At 70.5% G+C, this 20,705-nt stretch carries 21 protein-coding genes and 2 pseudogenes; 13 read left to right on the top strand and 10 right to left on the bottom strand.

Annotation, left to right across the window (positions count from 1 at the left end):
* Positions 1 to 18: 18 nt before the first annotated feature.
* Positions 19 to 252, bottom strand: a complete 234-nt coding sequence (locus FBY22_RS39100; RefSeq protein WP_058924627.1) for a DUF3263 domain-containing protein — start codon at positions 250 to 252, stop codon at positions 19 to 21.
* Between the two features lie 30 nt (positions 253 to 282).
* Entirely contained in the window at positions 283 to 1,500 is a 1,218-nt protein-coding gene (locus FBY22_RS39105; protein WP_142154589.1) for an extracellular solute-binding protein, read from the bottom strand.
* A gap of 157 nt (positions 1,501 to 1,657) precedes the next feature.
* Between FBY22_RS39105 and FBY22_RS39110 the strand changes: the two genes are divergently transcribed.
* The 3 genes from FBY22_RS39110 to FBY22_RS39120 all read left to right on the top strand — a co-directional run bounded on the left by FBY22_RS39110 (position 1,658) and on the right by FBY22_RS39120 (position 4,778).
* Positions 1,658 to 2,599, top strand: a complete 942-nt coding sequence (locus tag FBY22_RS39110; RefSeq protein ID WP_142153031.1) for an ROK family protein — start codon at positions 1,658 to 1,660, stop codon at positions 2,597 to 2,599.
* Positions 2,599 to 3,744: an N-acetylglucosamine-6-phosphate deacetylase gene (nagA, locus tag FBY22_RS39115; RefSeq protein WP_142153033.1), complete on the top strand. Its 1,146-nt coding sequence runs from the start codon at positions 2,599 to 2,601 to the stop codon at positions 3,742 to 3,744. The genes FBY22_RS39110 and nagA overlap by 1 nt, the downstream gene beginning before the upstream one ends.
* A 104-nt stretch (positions 3,745 to 3,848) precedes the next feature.
* Complete coding sequence (locus FBY22_RS39120; protein ID WP_142153035.1) at positions 3,849 to 4,778, top strand: 1-phosphofructokinase family hexose kinase; 930 nt, start codon at positions 3,849 to 3,851, stop codon at positions 4,776 to 4,778.
* A gap of 518 nt (positions 4,779 to 5,296) precedes the next feature.
* Here FBY22_RS39120 and FBY22_RS39125 read toward each other — a convergent pair.
* On the bottom strand, positions 5,297 to 6,244 hold the full coding sequence (locus tag FBY22_RS39125) for a carbohydrate-binding protein (protein WP_142153037.1): 948 nt from the start codon (positions 6,242 to 6,244) through the stop codon (positions 5,297 to 5,299).
* A gap of 131 nt (positions 6,245 to 6,375) precedes the next feature.
* Complete coding sequence (gene cdgB, locus FBY22_RS39130; RefSeq protein WP_142153039.1) at positions 6,376 to 8,031, bottom strand: diguanylate cyclase CdgB; 1,656 nt, start codon at positions 8,029 to 8,031, stop codon at positions 6,376 to 6,378.
* A 338-nt stretch (positions 8,032 to 8,369) separates the two neighbouring features.
* Between cdgB and FBY22_RS39135 the strand changes: the two genes are divergently transcribed.
* Positions 8,370 to 8,954 carry a flavin reductase family protein gene (locus FBY22_RS39135; RefSeq protein WP_142153041.1) on the top strand — a complete coding sequence of 195 codons (585 nt, stop codon included), beginning with the start codon at positions 8,370 to 8,372 and terminating at the stop codon, positions 8,952 to 8,954.
* A 71-nt stretch (positions 8,955 to 9,025) separates the two neighbouring features.
* Positions 9,026 to 9,500: pseudogene (locus FBY22_RS39140) on the top strand (GNAT family N-acetyltransferase).
* Here the strand turns inward: FBY22_RS39140 and FBY22_RS39145 are convergent.
* Positions 9,497 to 10,372: a sigma-70 family RNA polymerase sigma factor gene (locus tag FBY22_RS39145; RefSeq protein WP_142153043.1), complete on the bottom strand. Its 876-nt coding sequence runs from the start codon at positions 10,370 to 10,372 to the stop codon at positions 9,497 to 9,499. The pseudogene FBY22_RS39140 and the gene FBY22_RS39145 overlap by 4 nt on opposite strands.
* A gap of 57 nt (positions 10,373 to 10,429) precedes the next feature.
* A complete protein-coding gene (gene arfB, locus FBY22_RS39150; protein ID WP_142153045.1) occupies positions 10,430 to 10,858 on the bottom strand; it encodes an alternative ribosome rescue aminoacyl-tRNA hydrolase ArfB in 429 nt (142 codons plus the stop codon).
* Positions 10,859 to 11,044: 186 nt separating this feature from the next.
* Here arfB and FBY22_RS39155 point away from each other — a divergent pair, with 186 nt between their 5' ends.
* Entirely contained in the window at positions 11,045 to 11,620 is a 576-nt protein-coding gene (locus FBY22_RS39155; RefSeq protein ID WP_030829245.1) for a TerD family protein, read from the top strand.
* A 52-nt stretch (positions 11,621 to 11,672) separates the two neighbouring features.
* Here the strand turns inward: FBY22_RS39155 and FBY22_RS39160 are convergent, their stop codons facing one another.
* Together FBY22_RS39160 and FBY22_RS39165 are read right to left on the bottom strand one after the other, a co-directional pair.
* A complete protein-coding gene (locus FBY22_RS39160) occupies positions 11,673 to 11,876 on the bottom strand; it encodes a DUF397 domain-containing protein (RefSeq protein ID WP_142153047.1) in 204 nt (67 codons plus the stop codon).
* Positions 11,873 to 12,748: a helix-turn-helix transcriptional regulator gene (locus FBY22_RS39165; RefSeq protein ID WP_142153049.1), complete on the bottom strand. Its 876-nt coding sequence runs from the start codon at positions 12,746 to 12,748 to the stop codon at positions 11,873 to 11,875. Before FBY22_RS39165 ends, FBY22_RS39160 begins: the two co-directional genes overlap by 4 nt.
* A gap of 155 nt (positions 12,749 to 12,903) precedes the next feature.
* Here FBY22_RS39165 and FBY22_RS39170 point away from each other — a divergent pair, with 155 nt between their 5' ends.
* The 3 genes from FBY22_RS39170 to FBY22_RS39180 all read left to right on the top strand — a co-directional run bounded on the left by FBY22_RS39170 (position 12,904) and on the right by FBY22_RS39180 (position 15,086).
* Positions 12,904 to 13,383, top strand: a complete 480-nt coding sequence (locus FBY22_RS39170; protein ID WP_142153051.1) for an ATP-binding protein — start codon at positions 12,904 to 12,906, stop codon at positions 13,381 to 13,383.
* Between the two features lie 187 nt (positions 13,384 to 13,570).
* Positions 13,571 to 14,431: a helix-turn-helix domain-containing protein gene (locus tag FBY22_RS39175; protein WP_142153053.1), complete on the top strand. Its 861-nt coding sequence runs from the start codon at positions 13,571 to 13,573 to the stop codon at positions 14,429 to 14,431.
* A 52-nt stretch (positions 14,432 to 14,483) separates the two neighbouring features.
* On the top strand, positions 14,484 to 15,086 hold the full coding sequence (locus FBY22_RS39180) for a Uma2 family endonuclease (RefSeq protein WP_142153055.1): 603 nt from the start codon (positions 14,484 to 14,486) through the stop codon (positions 15,084 to 15,086).
* Here the strand turns inward: FBY22_RS39180 and FBY22_RS39185 are convergent.
* Entirely contained in the window at positions 15,065 to 15,445 is a 381-nt protein-coding gene (locus FBY22_RS39185; RefSeq protein WP_142153057.1) for a hypothetical protein, read from the bottom strand. The two genes, FBY22_RS39180 and FBY22_RS39185, sit on opposite strands and share 22 nt — an antisense overlap.
* A 209-nt stretch (positions 15,446 to 15,654) precedes the next feature.
* On the opposite strand from FBY22_RS39185, the pseudogene FBY22_RS39190 reads away from it, so the two are divergent.
* From FBY22_RS39190 to FBY22_RS39205, 4 genes and pseudogenes are all read left to right on the top strand, one after another.
* Positions 15,655 to 16,119, top strand: a pseudogene (locus FBY22_RS39190) (ferric reductase-like transmembrane domain-containing protein); the annotation flags it as partial.
* A 75-nt stretch (positions 16,120 to 16,194) separates the two neighbouring features.
* Positions 16,195 to 16,794, top strand: coding sequence for an FMN-binding protein (locus FBY22_RS44360; protein WP_174267406.1), 600 nt, complete (start codon positions 16,195 to 16,197; stop codon positions 16,792 to 16,794).
* A 52-nt stretch (positions 16,795 to 16,846) separates the two neighbouring features.
* Entirely contained in the window at positions 16,847 to 17,371 is a 525-nt protein-coding gene (locus tag FBY22_RS39200) for a GNAT family N-acetyltransferase (protein ID WP_142153059.1), read from the top strand.
* Positions 17,372 to 17,679: 308 nt separating this feature from the next.
* Positions 17,680 to 19,227 carry a M4 family metallopeptidase gene (locus tag FBY22_RS39205; RefSeq protein WP_142154594.1) on the top strand — a complete coding sequence of 516 codons (1,548 nt, stop codon included), beginning with the start codon at positions 17,680 to 17,682 and terminating at the stop codon, positions 19,225 to 19,227.
* 37 nt (positions 19,228 to 19,264) lie between these two features.
* On the opposite strand, the gene FBY22_RS39210 is transcribed toward FBY22_RS39205, so the two are convergent.
* Positions 19,265 to 20,671 carry a M1 family metallopeptidase gene (locus tag FBY22_RS39210; protein ID WP_142153061.1) on the bottom strand — a complete coding sequence of 469 codons (1,407 nt, stop codon included), beginning with the start codon at positions 20,669 to 20,671 and terminating at the stop codon, positions 19,265 to 19,267.
* Between the last annotated feature and the right edge of the window lie 34 nt (positions 20,672 to 20,705).

Here is a 20,705-nt window from a genome sequence, read left to right on the forward strand (position 1 = left end):
CGGGATGCGCGGAAACCGTCAGCGCTCGGACCGCCGCCGCTCCCGCACCCTTCTCAGCCTGTTCACCGTCACCGGGTCGTGGGCGAGGGCCCGCTCGTCGTCCAGGAGGGCGTTCAGGAGCTGGTAGTAGCGGACGGGGGCCAGGCCCAGCTCCTCCCGTATGGCGCGCTCCTTGGCGCCGGGGCCGGGAAAGCCCCGGCGCTCCAGGGCGAGGACGGCCCGCTCACGCTCCCCCAGCTGCTCCGGTTCCATACGGCGAACCGTAGCCCCCGCCACTGACAGTCAGTCCGCGCTCTCCGCCGTCGACGCCGTCGCCTGGAGCTGGGAGAGGGTGGCGGCGGGGCTGCCGTTGGCCCCGACCGCCTGGCCTATCCGCTTCTTCACCGCCGCGCTGACCGCCGCCCAGGACCTCTTGCCGACCGGGTACAGCTCCGACTGCGGAAGCTCGTCCAGGAACGGCTTGAGATCGGCGTCCCGTTCGTCCGAGCTCATCACCTCGGACGCCGAGTTGGTGACCGGCAGCAGGTCGTACTCGCGCGAGAAGGCCAGGACGTTCTTCTCGTCGTAGACGAAGTCGAGGAAGTCGCCGACCTGCTGCGCGTGGCCGTTCTTCTTGAAGGCCATCATCCAGTCGGCCACGCCCATCGAGGTGCTGCTCCGCCCGCCCGAGCCGGGCATCGGCACCATGCCGAACTTCACGCCCTTCTTCGCGGCGATCTTCATCAGCGAGGGGTGGCCGTTGAGCATGCCGACCTCACCCTTGGCGAAGGCGGAGAACGCGGCGGCGCGGTTGAGGTTGCCGGGCGCGACCGGCCCGGTCAGCCCCTTGCCGACAAGGTCGTCCTTGAGCCAGTCGAAGGTGGCGACGTTCTGTGCCGAATCGATTCCGTAGGACCCGACGGTGTCGGTGTAGCCGCCGCCACCGCTGAGCATCCACTGCATCGTCTCGGCCTGCGCCTCCTCCGGGCCGAGCGGCAGCGCGTACGGGTACTTCACGCCGCGCGCCTTGAGCGCCGCGGCGTCGGCGGCGAGCTGCTTCCACGTCTTCGGCGGGGTCAGGCCGGCGTTCGCGAAGAGGGTCTTGTTGTAGAAGAGCAACCGCGTCGAGGCCGCGAACGGCATCCCGTACTGCACGCCCTTGACCTGTCCCGCGGTGGCCAGCTGGGAGGCGAAGTCGGCCTGGGTGCTGATGGAGAGCAGGTCGTCGGCCGTGTAGAGCTCGTCCTTCGCGGCGTAGTCGGCGTACGCGCCGATCTGCGCCATGTCGGGGGCCTTGCCGGCGTCGACCATCTCCTTGACCTTGCGGTCGACGTCGTTCCAGGAGTAGACGGTGACGTCGACCTTCACGCCCGAGTGCTTGCTCTCGTACTCCTTCACCAGCTTGTCCCAGTACTTCTGGGAGCCGTTGGCGGCGGAGTCGCCGTAGTCCGCCGCGACCAGTCTCAGGGTGACGTCTCCCGAACCGCCGGTGACACCGCAGCCCCCGAGGGTCGCCGTCATCCCCAGCGCGGCGACCGCCGCGACCGTTCCCGCCTTGCGCCGCTGCACTGCTACGCCACGCTCCAACTGTCTCGCCGTTCAATATGTGGACTCTCTAAGGTCTACACCACGCAAGTGGACTAGACCTCTCAAGGGTAGTGGGGTCACACTGTCCTCCGTGAGACACGTCATCGCCCTCGATGTGGGCGGCACCGGGATGAAGGCCGCCCTCGTCGGCGCGGGCGGCGAGCTGCTGCACCGGGCCCGCCGCGCGACCGGACGCGAGCGCGGGCCGGACGCCGTCGTCGAGGGCATCCTCGACTTCGCCGCCGAGCTGCGCGGGTACGGCGTCGAGCACCTCGGCGAGCCCGCCGCGGCCGCCGGGGTAGCCGTCCCGGGCATCGTCGACGAGCCGCGGGGCCTGGCCGCCTACGCCGCCAACCTCGGCTGGCGCGACGTCCCCCTGCGCGACCTGCTCTCCCACCGGCTCGGCGCGCCCGTGGCCCTCGGCCACGACGTGCGCACCGGAGGACTCGCCGAAGGCCGCATCGGCGCGGGCCGCGGCGCCGACCGCTTCCTGTTCGTCGCCCTGGGCACCGGCATCGCGGGCGCGATCGGCATGGCGGGCCGAGTGGAGTCTGGCGCACACGGCTTCGCCGGAGAGATCGGCCACATCGTCGTACGGCCCGCGGGGACCCCCTGTCCGTGCGGCCAGTCCGGCTGCCTGGAGCGGTACGCCTCCGCGGCGGCCGTCGGCCAGGCGTGGGCGAAGGCCTGCGGCGACCCGGACGCGGACGCCGCCGACTGCGCGCGGGCCGTCACGTCCGGCGACCCGAACGCCGTCCGGATCTGGCAGGGCGCGATCGACGCCCTCGCCGACGGCCTGCTGACCGCCCTCACCCTGCTGGACCCGCGCACCCTGATCATCGGTGGCGGCCTGGCCGAGGCGGGGGAAACCTTGTTCACACCGCTGCGGGAGGCCGTCGAACGCCGGGTGACCTTCCAGAAACTCCCGTCGATCGTCCCCGCGGGACTGGGGGACACGGCGGGCTGTCTCGGTGCCGGGCTGCTGGCCTGGGACCTGTTGACCACAACCGACCGTACGGAGGTAACCACCTGATGGGTTCTCGCAAGGTTCTCGCCGGTGCCCGGGTGGTGCTCCCCACCGGGGTCGTGCACGACGGCCGCGTCATCGTCGACGGCACGCGGATCGTCGGCGCGGCTTCCGAAGACGCCGACGTCGTCGACGTGACCGGCCACTGGCTGGTGCCCGGCTTCGTCGACATCCACAACCACGGGGGTGGCGGGGCCTCCTTCACCTCCGGCACGGTCGAGGACGTCCTCCACGGCATCCACACCCACCGCCTGCACGGCACCACCACCCTCGTCGCCTCGACCGTCACCGGGGACATGGACTTCCTCGCCCAGCGCGCCGGGCTGCTCAGCGAACTCGCCGAGCAGGGCGACATCGCCGGCATCCACTTCGAGGGCCCCTTCATCTCGCCCTGCCGCAAGGGCGCGCACTCCGAGGAACTCCTGCGCGACCCCGACCCCGCCGAGGTCCGCAAGCTGATCGACGCGGCGCGCGGCAGGGCCAGGATGGTCACCCTGGCCACCGAGCTGCCGGGCGGCCTCGACTCCGTACGCCTCCTCGTCGAGCACGGCGTCATCGCGGCGGTCGGGCACACCGACGCGACGTACGAGCAGACGGTGCAGGCCATCGACGCCGGCGCCACGGTCGCCACGCACCTCTTCAACGCCATGCCGGCCCTCGGCCACCGCACCCCGGGCCCGATCGCCGCCCTCCTGGAGGACGAGCGGATCACCGTCGAGCTCATCGACGACGGCACCCATCTGCACCCGGCCGCGCTCCAGTTGGCCTTCCACCGCGCAGGCGCGGGACGCGTGGCCTTCATCACGGACGCCATGGACGCGGCCGGCTTCGGCGACGGCAGGTACATGCTCGGCCCGCTGGAGGTGGAGGTCAGCGAGGGCGTCGCACGCCTGGTGGAGGGCGGTTCGATCGCCGGGTCCACCCTCACCCTGGACCGCGCGTTCAAACGGGCGGTGACCGTCGACAGGCTCCCGATCGAGGACGTGGTCGCCGCGATCTCCGCCAACCCCGCCCGGCTGCTGGGCATGGACGACCGGATCGGCTCGCTGGAGCCCGGCAAGGACGCCGACCTGGTGCTGCTGGACCAGCAATTCGACCTCAAGGGCGTGATGCGCCGGGGTGAATGGGTGGTCGATCCACAACTGGGGTGATGTGTCCGGGTGTTGAGTGCGGCGGTCGTCCTGCGAAAATATGACGGCCGCCGTACGTCCGGTCGGCACGCATCGGCAACAGTCTTCGGGGGAGGTCGGCCCAGGTGATCCTCACGGTCACGCTGAACACCGCTCTCGACATCACCTATCGCGTACGGGGTCTGCGCCCGCACGCCTCCCACCGGGTCTCCGAGGTCACCGAACGACCCGGCGGCAAGGGCCTGAACGTGGCCCGCGTGCTCGCGGCCCTCGGTCACGAGGTGACGGTCACCGGCTTCACGGGCGGCGCGACCGGCCGCAGCGTCCAGGAGCGGCTCACCGGCACGCCCCGGGTGGTGGACGCGCTCGTCCCGGTCGGCGGCCCGACCCGGCGCACGATCGCCGTGGTCGACGAGCGAACCGGCGACACGACCCAGCTCAACGAACCCGGCCCCACGGTCACACCCGCCGAGTGGGCGGCCTTCCAGGAGGTCTACGAGGACCTGCTGCCGTCGATGTCGGCGGTGGCCCTGTGCGGCAGCCTGCCGCCCGGGGTGCCGGTCGGCGCGTACGCGGGCCTGGTCCGCACGGCGAAGGCGGCCGGCGTCCCCGTGCTGCTCGACACCAGCGGGGAGCCGCTGCGCCGCGGGGTCGCCGCGCGCCCCGACCTGATCAAGCCCAACGCCGACGAACTGGCCGAACTCACCGGCTCCCACGAACCGCTGCGCGCCACGCAGGACGTGCGGCGCAGGGGTGCCCGGGCGGTGGTCGCCTCACTGGGCAAGGCGGGACTCCTGGCGGCGGCTCCCGAGGGCCGCTGGCGTGCCGTCCCACCGGCCGCCGTCCATGGCAACCCGACGGGCGCCGGCGACTCAGTGGTGGCGGGCCTGCTGTCCGGCCTGGTGGAGCAACTCCCCTGGCCGGACCGCCTGGCCCGCGCCGTCGCCCTGTCCTCGGCGACCGTACTGGCCCAGACGGCCGGCGAGTTCGACCACACGACCTACGAGGACCTGCTGGGCCGGGTAACCGTTTCGATGGAGACCAGTGCCGCATAAGGCGTGAGTCGGCTAAACGACTTCCCGGCAGCTTCGCTTTTCGCCGGGAAGCGACCCTTTCCGGCCAACCGCAAGAATATCGCTTTCTCGTCACCCATTAAGACACCTAAAATCCTTTCCCATTCACCCTTTACCGCGAAAGAGCCAGGAAGAGGAAAAATGAATAAAGCACTCGGGCAACTAACACCGCCACCACGGCCTTGGCACTGACTGCGATCATGACGTCCCCGGCGCAAGCCGCGAGTACAGCAGGCTGCGCGACCACGGGCGCTTCAGGCGGTGTCAAGATCAGCAACTGGCCAGGCCCCGGAGCCACTGTGGGACTGACGTTCAACTTGATAGACACGCTGGGGGACGACCATCATGTCCGTATCAGACTCGTAAGCGAACAGTCCGGCGGCAACAAGGTTTACTGGCCTTGGCGCAAGAACTACGACGGAGTAAATACGACCAAGACGTGGGCAGGAACGGGCAGAGCCCCGCCATCTCGACGGAGACGGCGGGGCTCTGCCCGTTCCTCAGCTACCGACCCACCCCTTCACCAACCACAGCTGGTCGATCAGGGCGTCGCACTGGTTGCCCTGCCCGCACGAGAGATTGACGGTGTTCGTGCCCTTTTTGAGCTGGACCCAGTTGTACGTCTTCGTCCAGCCCTTCTCGTAATCACCTTGCGCGGCCCCGGCCCAGTTCTTGAGGCCGACGGGCGTCTTGGAAGGCGTGCCATTGACCGTGAGGGTGGCAGTGGCGTCCTTGCCGGGAACGCTGTAACCGACGTAGACGCTGTACTTACCGCCCGCAGGGATGTTGTCGACGGTCCAAGTGATCGAGGAACCGACGGCGTTGAACCCCGTCACATAGGTGCCGCCGTCCGACTTGGCGCCCTTGACGTCCGAGGCCCTGGTCGCGCCGCCCCCCAGCTGGAGGTCCTTCGCGTCGGTCTTCGGGAGGTCCGTCGAGGTCGCGTTGCTCGGGGACTGGCTGGGCTTGGTGTTCTGGGACGTCGTCGGGGTCGGGGAGGCGCCGCCGCCCGCCTTGTCGTCCGAGTTGCCGTTCATCATCGCCACGCCGATGCCGATGACGACCGCGGCGACCACGGCGATCGCGCCGATCAGCAGACCCTTGGTGTTCGGCCCGCGGCGACCGCCGCCCCCGCCGTGACCCGTCTGCTGGGGCGCCGTCGGGGCGCCGCCGCCGGGGAACGTCTCCGGCGCCGCGTAGTGGGCGTTCGACTGACCGTAGGCGCCCTGCTGCTGCGGCGCCTGCCCGTAGGCGGCCGTCTGCTGCTGCCCCGGGGCGGGCTGGCCGTACTGCCGCTGGCCGACCGCACGCACCCGGTTGACGGAGTTCGGGTAGCCGTAGCCGCCGCCGGAGGGCGGCTGGGCGCCGTTGGCCTGCCCATCGGCGTAGAGGTAGCCGAACGGGTCGTCGTCCTCGGGCGTAGTGGCGCCGTTGTTGCCGGACGTCATCCCTGGGTACTCCTCAGCGGTGCGGGTCGATCGCGATTCGGGGGGTCAGACTCGCGAGCCTACCCGCTCCCCGTGCCCCAAACGGGTGACTCGGATCGCACCGTTCCGCCACCCCGGCCCTGACCTGCGGTTCACCCGGCCCGTCTGTGCTGTTTGGGACGAGATCGTTTCTCTACGTACATCCGCTCGTCGGCAGACTTCAACACTTCGTCCGCAGTCATTCCGCAGTGCGCCCACCCGATGCCGAAGCTGGCGCCGACCCGCATGGCCCGCCCGTCGACGCGGATGGGCTGGATGATCTCGTTGCGCAGGCGTACGGCCAGGTCCTGGGCGTCGGCGCGGCCGAGGCCGTCGGCGAGGACGACGAACTCGTCACCGCCGAGCCGGGCCACCGTGTCGCCGTCGCGCACGCCCCGGGTCAGCCGCCGGGCGACCTCGATGAGGACCGCGTCACCGGCGTTGTGCCCGAACCGGTCGTTGATCGACTTGAAGCCGTCGAGGTCGCAGAAGAGGACCGCGAGCCCCTTGGTGCCGTCGTCGCGCTCGCCCTCGGGGGCGACGGTGTGCACATGGTGGTCGAAGGCGTCGAAGGTCTCGGTGCCGCCCGGCCGGAGGTCGAAGCCGTGGCCGTTGACGTCGTAGGCGGGGTGCCCGAAGGCCGCGTCCAGGGACTCCAGGGCACCGGGGTGGGTGGCGCGCCGGCACAGCCGCGAGGACAGGCGCGAGCGCAGCTCGGCGGAGTTCGGCAGGCCGGTGAGGGAGTCGTGGGAGGCGCGGTGGGCGAGCTGCAGCTCGCGGCGCTTGCGCTCCTCTATGTCCTCGACGTGGGTGAGCAGGAACCGCGGCCCGTCGGCGGCGTCCGCGACGACACTGTTGCGCAGCGAGACCCACACGTACGTGCCGTCCCGGCGGCCCAGCCGCAGTTCCGCGCGTCCGCCCTCGGCGGAGGTCCGCAGCAGCGTGCCGATGTCCTCGGGGTGGACGAGGTCGGAGAAGGAGTAGCGGCGCATCGCGGAGGCGGGCCGGCCGAGCAGCCGGCACAGGGCGTCGTTGGTCCGCAGTATTCGGCCGTGCTGGTCGCCGCCCATCTCGGCGATGGCCATTCCGGAGGGGGCGTACTCGAAGGCCTGCCGGAAGCTCTCCTCGCTGGCCCTGAGCGCCTGCTGCTCCCTTTCGAGCCTGACGAGTGCCCGCTGCATGTTGGAGCGAAGACGCGCGTTGCTGATCGCGATGGCGGCCTGGAACGCGTACATCTGGAGCGCTTCGCGTCCCCACGCGCCCGGCCGGCGGCCGTTGCGCGGCCGGTCCACGGACAGCACGCCGATCAGCTCACCGCAGGAGCCGCCGGGCGCCGCGGGCGTGTACATCGGGGCGAAGAGCCGGTCGGAGGGGTGCCACTCGTCCTCGAAGCGGGGCGCGGGCCCGTCGGTGTACCACTGCGGCACGTCGTCGTCGTCGAGGACCCAGCCCTCGGTGTGCGATATGAAGACCAGGTCGCCCCAGTGTTCGCCCATGCTCAGCCGGCGCTCCCAGGACTCGCGGGAGCCGACGCGGCCGGTGATCAGTGCCTCGGCCGCGGGATTGCCCGCGAACGCGGCGACGACGAGGTCGCCGTCGGGGCGGACCAGGTTGACGCACGCCAGCTCGTAGCCGAGTCCGGTGACGACGCCGTCGGCGACGGTCTGCAGCGTGTCCGCAAGACTGCGTGCGGTGTTCATGTCGGCCATGACCTGGTGCAGTTGCCGCAGGGTCGCAAGGCGGACGTAGGGCTCCGACTCGGTCTCCATTGCTCGCCCTCCCCCCGAGACCTCGCAGCGAATCAAGGGTTCTCATCGGCGTATCGTTCTGGCAGCTTCCCAGCCACTGAATCACAGCGCGCTGCCCACTCGGTACACAGGGTCAACAATTCATGGCCCTTGTGACTCAAGTCACAGCGAAAGATGAACAATTGAGTGGTGTTTCTGCGTTTTCCCTGTGCGTTTACTGAACGCAAACTTTGTGCGGATGTGGAGATGACGCAGAAGCGTACGTGATCGGACCGCCCGCCGTCCGCCGAAGGACCTAGGTCCGTTCTCGGACCCCCGCCCGATGCGGCCCGCGCGGGCCGGAGATTAGCGTTCCGGGTGTGCTGAAGACTCCCCTTGCCGCATCCCCGATCACTGCCGAGCCCGCCTCCGGGCATGCTGAGGGGGTGAGCAACGACGAGTTCCGCGCCGCCATGTCCCGGCTGGCCGCCGGCGTGGTCCTGGTGACCGCGCAGGAGCCGCCGCTGGACCCCGACGACCCGACGGCGCCGGCCGGCGAGGACGTCGGCATGACGGCCACGGCGTTCCTGTCGGTCTCCCTCGACCCGCCCCTGGTCCTGGTCAGCCTGCGCACCGGCGCCCGCATGGACGACCTCCTCGACGAACAGCCCCTGTGGGCGGTCTCGGTCCTCTCGGAGAGCCAGCGCCACATCGCCGGCCGCTTCGCGATGAAGGGCCGCATCAGCGACCGCCTCATGTTCGAGGACATCCCGTACGTCCGCGGAAAGGCCACGAACGCCCCCTTGGTGGGCGGCGCGCTGGCCACCCTGGAGTGCCGCACCGAGCAGCGGGTGACCGCCGGGGACCACACCCTGGTGATCGGTCGCGTCCTGACTGCGGACGTGCCGAGCGCGACCGGCGGCCCGCTGACGTATTTCCGGGGGCGCTACCGGCAGCTGGGCTGAGAGCCGTCGCGCGGGGGGTGAGACGCGTAATTGCGTGGCACGCGCGCGTGGGTGCTTCCTAGGGTCGGCGCATGACGACGCCCGAGCCGCCCGGCCCCCGCCTGGTCGAGATCACCCCCGGCAATCTCGAAGCCGCCCTAGCCATCCGCATCCGTCCGGACCAGGAACACGCGGTCGAGCCGGTCGCACACTCGCTGGCGGAGGCGTACGTGCATCCCCCGGGCGTGGCCTGGCCCCGCCTGATCGTCGACGGCGACCGCCCGGTCGGCTTCCTGATGGCCTTCGTCGACATCGACTGGAAGGAGGACGGCACCCTGTTCCGCTCCGGGCTGTGGCGGCTGAACATCGCGGCCGGGGAGCAGGGCCGCGGCTACGGCCGGTTCAGTCGAGTCCGTGTCCGCGGAGATCCGCCGCCGCGGCGGGAAGCAGTGCTACGTCACCTGGCATCCCGGCCCGGACGGGCCCGAGAACTTCTACCTGCGCCTCGGCTTCCGCACCACGGGAGAGACCAGCGGCGACCAGACGGTCGGCGTCCTGGACCTCTAGAGGAGGGTCACCTCGCACTCGGCGACGCGCTCCGGGGAGGTCACGATGTCGATGCCGGCGATCCTGTCCCCCACGAACGCGAAGGCCAGCGTGCGGTCCAGGCGTCCGTCGACGTACACGGCCAGTCCGGTGGCGCCGTCGACCAGCGCGGGCCGCGCCACGGCCGCGAAGTGCCGGAAGCTGGACGCGCCCTTGGCGACCGCCACCGCTCCCGTGTTCACGCCGGCATCGCTGCGGGCGACGACATCCGGATCCAGCAGCGCGACCAGCGCCTCGAAGTCGCCTTCCCGCGCGGCGGCGAGGAAGGCGTCCACGACGGCCCGCCGCCGCCCGGGATCGCCGCCCCGCACCCGGTCGGCCCCCTGCACCCGCCTGCGCGCCCGGCTCGCGAGCTGCCTGGCCGCCACGGGGCTGCGCCCCACGATCTCCCCGACCTCCTCGTACGGCACCGCGAACAGGTCGTGCAGCACGAACGCCAGCCGCTCGGCGGGCGTCAGCGTCTCCAGTACGACCAGCAGCGCCACGCCCACCGAGTCGGCGAGCACCGCGTGCTGCTCGGGGTCGGCCCCGCCGGAGACGTCCGCCACGCGCGCGTGCCCCGCCAACGGCTCCAGCGGCTCCTCCGCGCGCGACCTGCGCGAGCGCAGCATGTCGAGACACACCCGTCCGACGACGGTCGTCAGCCATCCCCCGAGGTTCTCCACCCCGGCCGTGTCGGAACGGCTCAGCCGGAACCACGTCTCCTGCACCGCGTCGTCGGCCTCGGCGGCCGAGCCGAGCATGCGGTAGGCGACGGCACGCAGATGCGGGCGGTGCGCCTCGAAGCGCCGGGCGAGGAATTCGTTGTGCGAGGGAATCCGGTTGTCGCTCATGGTCCTATGACGGACGGCGCGGCGGCGATGTGACAGACGATCCCGGTCGGGGCCGCCCTAGGACCAGTCGCGGCCCGTACGCCCCCGCTTCGTGTCGGAGCGCTGCTTCTTCTCCCGCAGCCGGCGCTCGTTGATACCCCGCGGGATACGGGTCGGGCGGCGCGGCTTGGGCGGCGGCGCCGTCGCCTCGGCCAGCAGCGCGGCAAGGCGTACGGCCGCGGCCTCGCGGTTGCGCCACTGCGAGCGGTGCTCGGACGCGCGGACGGCGATCACGCCGTCGACGAGCCGCCCCGCGAGCCGCTCCAGCGCCCGCGCCTTCCACACCTCCGGCAGCGCCTCGGTCCGGGCCAGGTCGAATCGCAGCTCCACCTGGGAGTCACTGGTGTTGACGTGCTGACCGCCGGGCCCCGAGGAGCGCGAGAAACGCCACAGGAGCTCGGCCTCGGGGAGCGAGACGGAGCCGCGGATGAAGTAGGGACCGGACATGCCCCCATGGTCGCGCGCCTGACCCGCACACGTCACGCGATTAACGTCGGCGATCGTCGGCGGTCGTTCACCCGGAGTTCGGTAAAGAAAGTAAAGAGAGCTGGAACCTTCCGTACCCCTCTTGGCGTTCATACCGGTAGCTGTAGGTTCACTGCCGTACATAAACGAGGGAAAGGACTCCCAACCATGGCTGTAAGCCTGTCCAAGGGTGGCAACGTCTCGCTCACCAAGGAGGCTCCGGGCCTGACCGCCGTCACCGTGGGCCTCGGCTGGGACGTCCGCACCACCACCGGCACGGACTTCGACCTCGACGCCTCGGCCATCGCGGTCAACACGCAGGGCAAGGTCTACTCGGACGCCCACTTCGTGTTCTTCAACAACAAGCAGACCCCGGACAACACCATCGTCCACACCGGCGACAACCGCACGGGCGAGGGCGCGGGCGACGACGAGGCGATCAACGTCAACCTGGCGGCCCTCCCGGCCGACATCGACAAGATCGTCTTCCCGGTCTCGATCTACGACGCGGAGAACCGCTCGCAGAACTTCGGCCAGGTCCGCAACGCCTACATCCGCATCGTCAACCAGGCCGGCGGCGCCGAGATCGCCCGCTACGACCTCTCCGAGGACGCGGCCACGGAGACGGCGATGGTCTTCGGCGAGCTGTACCGCAACGGCGCGGAGTGGAAGTTCCGCGCCGTGGGCCAGGGCTACGCGTCCGGCCTGGTGGGCATCGCGCAGGACTTCGGCGTCAACGTCTGAGACGCGCTGCGCTGAGCGGAGCCCCTGGCTGCGGCACGCCGCGGCCAGGGGCTCACGCCTGCGAGACGAACACCGTCCAGGCCGCCGGGGCGAAGGCCAGGCGGGGGCCGGCCGTGGCGTGCTTGGAGTCGCGGACGTGGATCGCGGCGGGGGTGTTGGCGACCTCGACGCAGGACTCGCCGTTCGTGCCGCCGCTGTAGCTGCTCTTGAACCACGCCAGTTCGGAGGCGTCCCCGATGGGGGCCTTGCGAATCATGTTTCTCCCAGCAGTTGCTCAACGAAGGTAAGCGACTCCCTTGGCGGGAGAGCCTGCGCCCGGATAATCCCATATTGCAGTTCGATGACACGCAGCTGTTTCGGATCATTGGTCGGTCGGCCATTGAACCAACCGTCTGCGCGGGCCACGGCTGTCCCGTCCGGGAACTTCAACAACTCGATCCTGCCGTCCAACCCCGGATGGGGGTCGGTGTTGGTCGGCATGACCTGAAGCGTGACGTTGTTCAACCGGCCCGCCTCCAGCAGACGTTCGAGCTGCCGTCGCCACATCATTGTGCCCCCGACTTGGCGACGCAGCGGTGCCTCTTCCAGCACGAAGTGGATCGATGGGGCCGGGTCCCGGTCGAAGACCGACTGCCGGGCCAGACGAGCCGCCACCATGCGTTCCACGTCGTCCGGCGAGTACGGCGGCTGCGCCGCCCCGATGACCGCCCGGGCATGCTCCGGCGTCTGGAGCAACCCGGCGATGATGTTGCACTCGTAGACCCCGATCTCGACCGCCTGAGCCTCCAGCTTGCCCAGCTCCCGCACCTTCTTCGGGTACCGGACCTTCTTCACGTCCTCCCAGGTCGCCGAAATAAGCCCCCCGGCCCCCAACACCTCGTCCGCCCTGTCCAGGTACTCCTGCCGGGGAATCCTCTTCCCGCCCTCGATCTTGTAGACGAGGTCCTCGCCGTACCCGACGGCCTTGCCGAAGTCCGCGGCGCGCATCCCCACGGCCTCGCGCCGCAGCTTGAGCTGCCGCCCGACCGTGGCGATGACCGCGACGCCCCACTCGTCGTCCGGGTCGACCTCCCAACCCGGCTCGTCCGCCTCGGACCTGAGCCGTCCCGCCTCCGCGTCCACCGACATCCCGCGTGCCCCTCCGTCGTACTGGCCCTACGCACGCCCCTGCCCCTACGGGCCGTCCCGACAGTCCGGACAGCACCGGACAAGCTCCGGACAGTCACCGTACGCAACGGCGCAGTCACTCCTCACGGTAGACGTCGGCGGCCACGCTGAGTGACGTGAACGAGGAATCCCCCACCCCGATCCGCAACTTCAGCGTGCAGCTCTCCCCCACCCCGCGGGGAGCGCGCCTGGCGAGGCTGCTGGCCACAGAACAACTCCGAGCCTGGGGGCTGCCGTTGGACCCCGCGGAGCACATCGTGGCGGAGCTGGCGGCGAACGCGGTGACGCACGGCCGCGTACCGGGCCGCGACTTCCGCCTGACGCTCTACGTGGTCGCCGACACCCTGCGCATCGAGGTCACGGACACACGGGGTGACCGTATGCCGTGCGCCGAACTCCCCGACTGCGAAGCCGAGTCGGGTCGCGGCCTCGTACTGGTCGACGCGCTCGCGGACAAGTGGGGGGTCGTGCCGGGGCTGTCACCGCGCAAGACGGTATGGGCCGAGATCCGCCTCGACCGGAACACGGCGAACCGTGCTCCGGTGGAACCGTATTCCGGCGGCACGGGCCGCCTATTCCAAGAAAGAACCCGGTGAAAGAACCCCCACCAAGCCAAACCCCAGCCCCTCACCCGCCCGGGTGAACATCACCAACTCAGCTGGATTTTGCCCTGGTTGCCTGCCCTACTCTCAGCGCAACACAACCGCACACATGCAACGGCCCTCGCCGGGACTGGCATCCCGATGCGAGGGCCTGACCACCGAGGAAGGCAACAACTTCCTGATGGACACGAAAAACCCTAGCGCGCCCCCGCACGCCCAGTCCCGCGTTGCGGCCAACAAACACCCGATCCGGCGGCATTCCGAAACCGGCGGCCTGGTCCACGAGCACACCCGCCACACCACACGCTTCACGGTGATCGGCAACCACCTGGCTCAGCACCCGGAGCTGTCGCTGCTGGCCATCGGCCTGGCCACGCACATCCAGTCGCTGCCCCAGCGCGCCCACGTCGACATCAAGACACTCGCCGCCCCCTTCCCCGAGGGGGCGACCCGTATCGCGGCCGCCTTGCGCGAGCTGGAAGCCCACGGCTACCTGCGCCGCGAACGCAGACGTGTCTCGGGCGGCCGTATCGTCACGCGCACGGTCTCCTGCAACCGGCCGGACCACCGCGCCGACGACCACGCCCCGCGCCCCAGGCACACCCGTCCGAAGAGGGAGTCCGCGCCGAAACCCCTCCCCCCGGTGCCGCTCCCCGCCTACCCCGTCCCCGCTCTCATCGAGCAGGCCACGAAGATCCTCGCGACCCTCCGCACCCACGACAGACGCCTCCTGCTCAGCGAGCAGGACACGGCCCACCTGGCCCCGGACGTGGCCGCCTGGCTGGAACGGGACGTGACCCCCACGACCGTACGAGAAGCCCTCACCACGGCCCTCCCCGCAGAACCCCTGTGCCGTCCGGCCGCCCTGCTGGCCCACCGCCTGACGGCCCAGCTCCCGCCCCCGCCACCCGTGCGGACTCCCGCGCCACCGCCGACCGTCCGCCACCCTCTCCACAACTGCGACGGCTGCGACCGCGCCTTCCGCTCGCCCGTTCCTGGACGCTGTGGTGACTGCCGATCCGATCTCACCGAGGCCGCCTAGCATGAAGGCGACGATCCTTGCCCCTGGGCACAGACGACGAGGAGCGAGCGCCATGACCATCGCCCCGGACGAAGCGCGGCACGGCGCATCCCACCTCTACCGGGTCATGCGGGATTTCGTGCACTCCACGGACGACACCCTTCCCGGCAAGTTCGAGATCACCAAGGAAGGGATCGTCCTCGACATGATGTCGCCCTCGAAGCCGCACGAACTCACCGTGCTGCGCGTCCGGCAGCGCCTGGAGAAGGTGATGCCCGAGGAGCTGGTGGCCCATACGGGTGAGCCCGACGTCGAGGACGAACCCGAGGGCGTCATGCGACGTCCCGACGTCATGGTGATCAGCGAGGCGGAGATGGAGGGAGACGGTTCCTTCGACCCCCGCTCTCTCGTCGCCGCCGTGGAGATCGTCTCGCGCTCGAACCCGGACAATGACTGGGTCTCCAAGCTGCGCGACTACCCCCTGATCGGCGTCCCCGTCTACGCGATCTTCGACCCCCGCACCGGCACCGGGGCCGTCCTCACCGACATCCACCCCACCCCCGACGGCCCCCGCTACGCCACCCGCAAGGACTTCGTCTACGGGGAGGACGTCACGATCGGCGACTGGACGATCTCGACCGACGACCTGCCGCGTTACCAGCCCATCGGCCGGTAGTACCCCAGCACCGCCGCCAGTTGCGCGAACCACTGGCCCAGCTGGGCTCTGGGCTTCGCCTGGACGACGCACTCGTAGAACTGGCCGTTCGGCAGGACCACCGCCATCATCAGGGCCTTGCCGTTGGGGCTCGCCTTGTAGTGGACGCTCTGAATCTCCGGCCAGGAGAACTCGACGGCCGCGCCGTGATCCTCGAAGGCGACGCCCGTGACGTCGACCACGATGGAGTTGTGGACGTCCACCGCCATGAACTCGGGTCCCTCGGCGGGCGGTTGGGCGGGGGTGGGGGCGTACTGCGGGGGCGGCGGGCCGAAGCCCTGCGGAGGCTGGTTTCCGTACGGCGGTGGCTGGGTGGTCATCTGCTTCCGTCCCCGAATGCGGCGTGGCTACTGGGAACATCTTCGCTCAGGTCGGGTCGGCCCACCCAGAGCCCGTACTTGGTGCGCGCGGGACTGTGACGTCTGCTCCGGCCGGTGCGCTGGAGGTGGATGCGGGGGAAGCCAAGGCGAGCGAAGGAAAGACGGCCTTGACGACCATCCAGCACAGCCGGGCGGGACGGCGGCAGACCATGCGCCGCATCCGCCCCCGGCGTTCCCCCGCCGCGCCCCTGCTCCTGCTCTCCTGGGCGGGCGCGGCCGCCATGGTGTGGCTGTGGTGGCGGGGCACCCCGGCCGTCGCGGCGACCACGGCCGACCGGCTGGTCAACGCGGGCCGCATCACCGGACTGCTCGCCGGATACGCGATCGCCCTCGTGATCGCCCAGATGGCACGCGTCCCCGCGCTGGAACGCCGCGTCGGCTCCGAACGCGTGGTGCGCTGGCACGCCCGCGGCGGCCGTTACGCGCTCTCGCTGACCCTCGCCCACGTCGTGCTGATCCTGTACGGGTACGCCCTCCAGGCGAACACCGGCATCGTGCCGCAGACGGTCTCCGTCGTCACCGGCTACCCGGACATGGTCAAGGCGACGGTGGGCACGGCGCTGCTGCTCCTCGTCGGCTTCGTCTCCGCCGGCGCCGTACGACGTGCCGCACCGCCGTATCCACCACGAGTCGTTCGAGTTCTAGGGCGGACCTGTGACACGTCGTACCGCTGACGCGCTGGAGCTGCCGTGAGGAAGAAGCATCCGTTCCGCCATGCCCTGCTGGCCACCGCCGGCGCCGTTTCCGGCATCGTGCTGCTGATCGCGCTGAAGCCGACCACCGACCCGGGACTCGCGCAGGCGGCCACCCCCGCGCCCAAGCTCACGGCACAGGCCTCCGCGTCCCCCTCGGCGTCCGCGCACTCCGCGTCCGCTTCTCCCTCGCCGTCGCAGACGCCCGGGAAGAAGCGCACCCCGTCGTCCTCCGCGCGGCCGTCGCACTCCACGTCGGCCGCCCCCACGCGGACCAGCAGCGCCCCCTTCGCCCCGAAGACCACCTCGGCCGCACCCACGACCCGTACCGTCACCGGGGCCACGGCCCAGACCAAGTACGGGCCCGTCCAGGTGCGGATCACTCTCACCGGCAGCAGGATCACCTCGGCGAGCGCGGTTCAGTACCCGGACGAGACCGCCCGCAGCAAGGACATCAACGCGACGGCCGTCCCCAAGCTCGACCAGGAGACGTTGCGGGCGCAGAGCGCGCGGATCGACACCGTGTCCGGGGCGACGTACACCAGCACGGGCTACAGGCAGTCGCTGCAGAGCGCGTTGGACAAGGCCGGCGCCTGAGCACGCGAAAAGCAGGCGCTCCGCGTCCGCCCGCCCGGGTAGCGTCCGCCGCATGATCCTCGAACGACTCGTGCCGACGGACGGCGCCCTCCCCGGAGAGCTCCTGACCGAGCTGACCGCCCTGTACGCCTCCAACCGCGCGTTCCACGCGCTCAGCGGCGAGTTCCCGGACCCGGACGACATCCGTCCGGAGCAGGTGGCGACCGCACTGGCCGACGACCTGGCGCACCCGGACGCCGAGGTCCTGCTCGCCCGCAGCGAGGGCCGGCTGGTCGGCATCGCCATCACCCTGGCCCACCACCCCGACCCGGCCGACCCGGACCCGTGGATCGGCCTGCTGATGGTGGACGCGACCCTGCACGGGAGGGGCCACGGACGGCAGTTCGCCACGCTCGTCGAGGACGGCTTCCGACGGGCCGGCCGCACCGCGGTCCGCCTCGCCGTCCTGGAGAACAACCCCAAGGCCCTCGCCTTCTGGACCACCCTCGGCTACGAGGTCATCGACCACCGCCCGGACCGCGACCTCGGCCGCCCGTGCGCGGTGCTGCGCAAGGAACTGACCAACCCGCCCGTGTGAGCGCGCGTCCCCGGGGCGCCCAGGTGTGACATTTTCGCCGTCAACTGCGCTTGATCTAAGTGGAGTTCACACTGCCCACTCCGTCCGCATAGCGAACCTCGCGTCATGTCATTCGGACAAGAACACGTAAATTCTTGACGGCGGTCTGTCAAAAAGTTCGTTCAGGTGACAACCTCTCCTCGCTCGCCGCAACTCTGTGCCCCACCTGTGCCGCACCTGTGCCTCAGCCATGAGGCCGGCTCGAAGGAGACCGAGTGAGACAGCGTTCCCGTACGCTCCGCACCGCCGCCCTGATCGGCTCCGCCGCGATGGTCGTGCTCGCCCTGCAGAACGGCGCCGCCACCGCCGCGCCCGCGCACTCCAGCGGCGTCACCGCCCTCCCCCTCACCGCCTCGGCCCGCGCCACCGCGCTCCGGTCGGCGCAGGAGGCCGCCGGTTCGACCGCCCGTGAACTCGGGCTCGGCGCGCAGGAGAAGCTCGTCGTCCAGGACGTGGTGAAGGACGCGAACGGCACCGTCCACACCCGCTACCAGCGCACCTACGCCGGTCTGCCCGTCCTCGGCGGCGACCTGGTCACGCACGTGGCGAAGAACGGCACCCTCAAGGGCGTCACCAAGGCGACCAAGGCCCGGATATCCGTGGCGTCGACCGACGCCTCCGTGTCCGCCGCCTCCGCCAGGAAGACCGCCCTCGCGGGCACCGGCTCCTCGCAGGCCACCACCCGCAAGGTGATCTGGGCGGCCGGCGCCAAGCCCGTCCTCGCGTACGAGTCGGTCGTCAAGGGCCTCCAGGACGACGGCACCCCGAGCGAGCTGCACGTGATCACGGACGCTGCCACCGGGAAGAAGATCTTCGACTACCAGGCCGTCGACACCGGCACGGGCACGGCCATGTACAGCGGCACGGTACCCCTGGGCACCACCGCTTCCTCCTCCGGCGGCTACGACCTCGTCGACGGCGGACGCGGCGGGCACAAGACGTACGACCTGAACGGCGGCACGTCCGGCACCGGCACCCTCTTCCACGACGCCGACGACACCTGGGGCGACGGCACCGCGGCCAACCGCCAGACCGCCGCCGTCGACGCCGCCTACGGCGCCGCCGTCACCTGGGACTTCTACAAGTCCGCCTTCAACCGCAACGGCATCGCGGGCGACGGCAAGGCCGCCTACTCCCGGGTCCACTACGGCAACGCGTACGTCAACGCCTTCTGGGACGACACCTGCTTCTGCATGACGTACGGCGACGGCCAGGGCAACGTCAAGCCGCTGACCTCGCTCGACGTGGCCGGGCACGAGATGAGCCACGGGCTGACCGCGGCCACGGCGGGGCTGAAGTACAGCCGCGAGTCGGGCGGCCTGAACGAGGCCACCTCCGACATCTTCGGCACCTCGGTGGAGTTCTTCGCCAACAACTCCTCCGACCCCGGTGACTACCTCATCGGCGAGAAGATCGACATCAACGGCAACGGCACCCCGCTGCGCTACATGGACAAGCCCAGCAAGGACGGCAAGTCCGCCGACTACTGGTCGCGCAACGTCGGCCGCCTCGACGTGCACTACTCCTCCGGCGTCGCGAACCACTTCTTCTACCTGCTGAGCGAGGGCAGCGGCGCGAAGACGATCAACGGGGTGTCCTACAACTCCCCGACGTACGACGGCTCGACGGTCACCGGCGTCGGCCGCGCCAAGGCCGACCAGATCTGGTACCGGGCCCTGAGCACGTACTTCACGTCCTCGACCGACTACGCGGGGGCCCGCGCCGGCACCCTGAAGGCGGCGAGCGACCTGTACGGCGCGGGCAGCGCGGAGTACAACGCGGTGGCGGCCGCCTGGAAGGCCGTCAACGTCAACTAGCCCGGCACATTCGGGCGTTGAGCGGGCCGGGTCGCCGTCACGGGTGGTCCGGCCTGCCCTTTCCGTACAGCCAGTCCTTCCAGATCGCGTCGAAGTCCTTGTCCGGGGCCTTCTTCTCGACGTAGGCCGTGAACTCGGCGGTGTCCGCGTTGCCGTGGCGGTGGGCGGCGGCCCAGCCCTGGACGATGTCGTAGAAGGTGTCGTCGCCAACGGTCCGGCGGATCTGCTGGAGGACCATCGCGCCGCGCACGTAGACCGGCGAGTCGGAGATGTGTGCGGCGCTGCTGGGTTCCGCCGGCGGGAAGGACCAGAGGTCGGGGTAGTCGTCCTCGCCGTGGGCGTAGAGTCGGTCGAAGGTCCGCTGGGCGGTGTCGCCGCCGTGGTCCTCGTCCCACAGCCATTCCGCGTACGTCGCGAAGCCCTCGTTGAGCCACATGTCCCGCCAGGTCCTCGGCGTGACGGAGTCGCCGTACCACTGGTGGGCGAGTTCGTGGACGAGCGTGCCGGTGTCGGGGGCGCCGTGGAAGACGGGCCGGTTCTGGGTCTCCAGGGCGTACTCGGCGTCATGCGGGCGGTCGACGATCGCGCCGGTGGAGGAAAAGGGGTACGGGCCGAAGTTGTACTCCTCCCACTCCATGATCTCGGGGAGCTTCGCCAGCACCTTGCGGGCCGACTTCGCCTCGGTCGGATCGACGGCGACGTACACCGGCAGGCGGTCCTCGCCGATGGTGGAGCGGGTGATGTCGTAGTGGCCGACGGCGACCGTGGCGACGTAGCTCGCCATCGGCTCGGCGGTGTGCCAGGTGTAGGTCGTGCGGTTCCCGCTGGTCCGCTCGCCGGTCAACTCGCCGTTGGAGACGGCCTGCAGGCCCTTCGGCACGGTGATCGCCATGTCGTACGTCGCCTTGTCGGAGGGGTGGTCGTTGCCGGGGAACCACGCCATGGACCCCGTCGGCTCACCGAGGGCGAGGGCGCCGTCGGCGGTGGGCAGCCAGCCCTCCTGGGAGCCGTCGGGGTCGGTGATGGTCTCCGGGGTGCCGGAGTAGCGGACGGTGACACGGAAGGTCTCGGCGGCGTCGATGTCGTCGTGGGGGCGGACGGTCAGTTCCTGGCCGGTGCGGTTGAAGCGGGCGCGTCGGCCCTCGACGGTGACGTCCTCGACGTCCAGGCCCTTGAGGTCGAGGTCGAAGGCGGAGAGGTCCTCGCCGGCGCGGGCGGTGAGGGTCGCGGTGCCGGTGAGGCGGCCGGCCCGGCTGCCCTTGCCGGGGGTGTAGGCGAGTTTCAGGTCGTAGTGATCGACGTCGTAGCCGCCGTTGCCCGCCTTCGGGAAGTACGGGTCGTGCACGCCCGAGCCGCCCGGGGTGCCGTGGACGCCGCCGGAGCAGGCGGTGAGGGCCAGCAGGAGGGTGACGGCGGCCGGGACGACGGGCGCGAAACGGGACACGTCCGAGATCCTATGCGGGGCGTGACACCATCTC

This window comes from Streptomyces sp. SLBN-31, assembly GCF_006715395.1.
Taxonomy (GTDB): Bacteria; Actinomycetota; Actinomycetes; order Streptomycetales; family Streptomycetaceae; genus Streptomyces.

Excerpts from the sequence above, each read along its gene's own strand:
- FBY22_RS39100 (WP_058924627.1), bottom strand. The coding sequence starts at position 252 with ATGGAACCGGAGCAGCTGGGGGAGCGTGAGCGGGCCGTCCTCGCCCTG.
- FBY22_RS39105 (WP_142154589.1), bottom strand. The coding sequence starts at position 1,500 with ATGACGGCGACCCTCGGGGGCTGCGGTGTCACCGGCGGTTCGGGAGAC.
- nagA (WP_142153033.1), top strand. The coding sequence starts at position 2,599 with ATGGGTTCTCGCAAGGTTCTCGCCGGTGCCCGGGTGGTGCTCCCCACC.
- FBY22_RS39125 (WP_142153037.1), bottom strand. The coding sequence starts at position 6,244 with ATGACGTCCGGCAACAACGGCGCCACTACGCCCGAGGACGACGACCCG.
- cdgB (WP_142153039.1), bottom strand. The coding sequence starts at position 8,031 with ATGGAGACCGAGTCGGAGCCCTACGTCCGCCTTGCGACCCTGCGGCAA.
- FBY22_RS39145 (WP_142153043.1), bottom strand. The coding sequence starts at position 10,372 with ATGAGCGACAACCGGATTCCCTCGCACAACGAATTCCTCGCCCGGCGC.
- arfB (WP_142153045.1), bottom strand. The coding sequence starts at position 10,858 with ATGTCCGGTCCCTACTTCATCCGCGGCTCCGTCTCGCTCCCCGAGGCC.
- FBY22_RS39155 (WP_030829245.1), top strand. The coding sequence starts at position 11,045 with ATGGCTGTAAGCCTGTCCAAGGGTGGCAACGTCTCGCTCACCAAGGAG.
- FBY22_RS39160 (WP_142153047.1), bottom strand. The coding sequence starts at position 11,876 with ATGATTCGCAAGGCCCCCATCGGGGACGCCTCCGAACTGGCGTGGTTC.
- FBY22_RS39165 (WP_142153049.1), bottom strand. The coding sequence starts at position 12,748 with ATGTCGGTGGACGCGGAGGCGGGACGGCTCAGGTCCGAGGCGGACGAG.
- FBY22_RS39175 (WP_142153053.1), top strand. The coding sequence starts at position 13,571 with ATGGACACGAAAAACCCTAGCGCGCCCCCGCACGCCCAGTCCCGCGTT.
- FBY22_RS39180 (WP_142153055.1), top strand. The coding sequence starts at position 14,484 with ATGACCATCGCCCCGGACGAAGCGCGGCACGGCGCATCCCACCTCTAC.
- FBY22_RS39185 (WP_142153057.1), bottom strand. The coding sequence starts at position 15,445 with ATGACCACCCAGCCACCGCCGTACGGAAACCAGCCTCCGCAGGGCTTC.
- FBY22_RS39200 (WP_142153059.1), top strand. The coding sequence starts at position 16,847 with ATGATCCTCGAACGACTCGTGCCGACGGACGGCGCCCTCCCCGGAGAG.
- FBY22_RS39205 (WP_142154594.1), top strand. The coding sequence starts at position 17,680 with ATGGTCGTGCTCGCCCTGCAGAACGGCGCCGCCACCGCCGCGCCCGCG.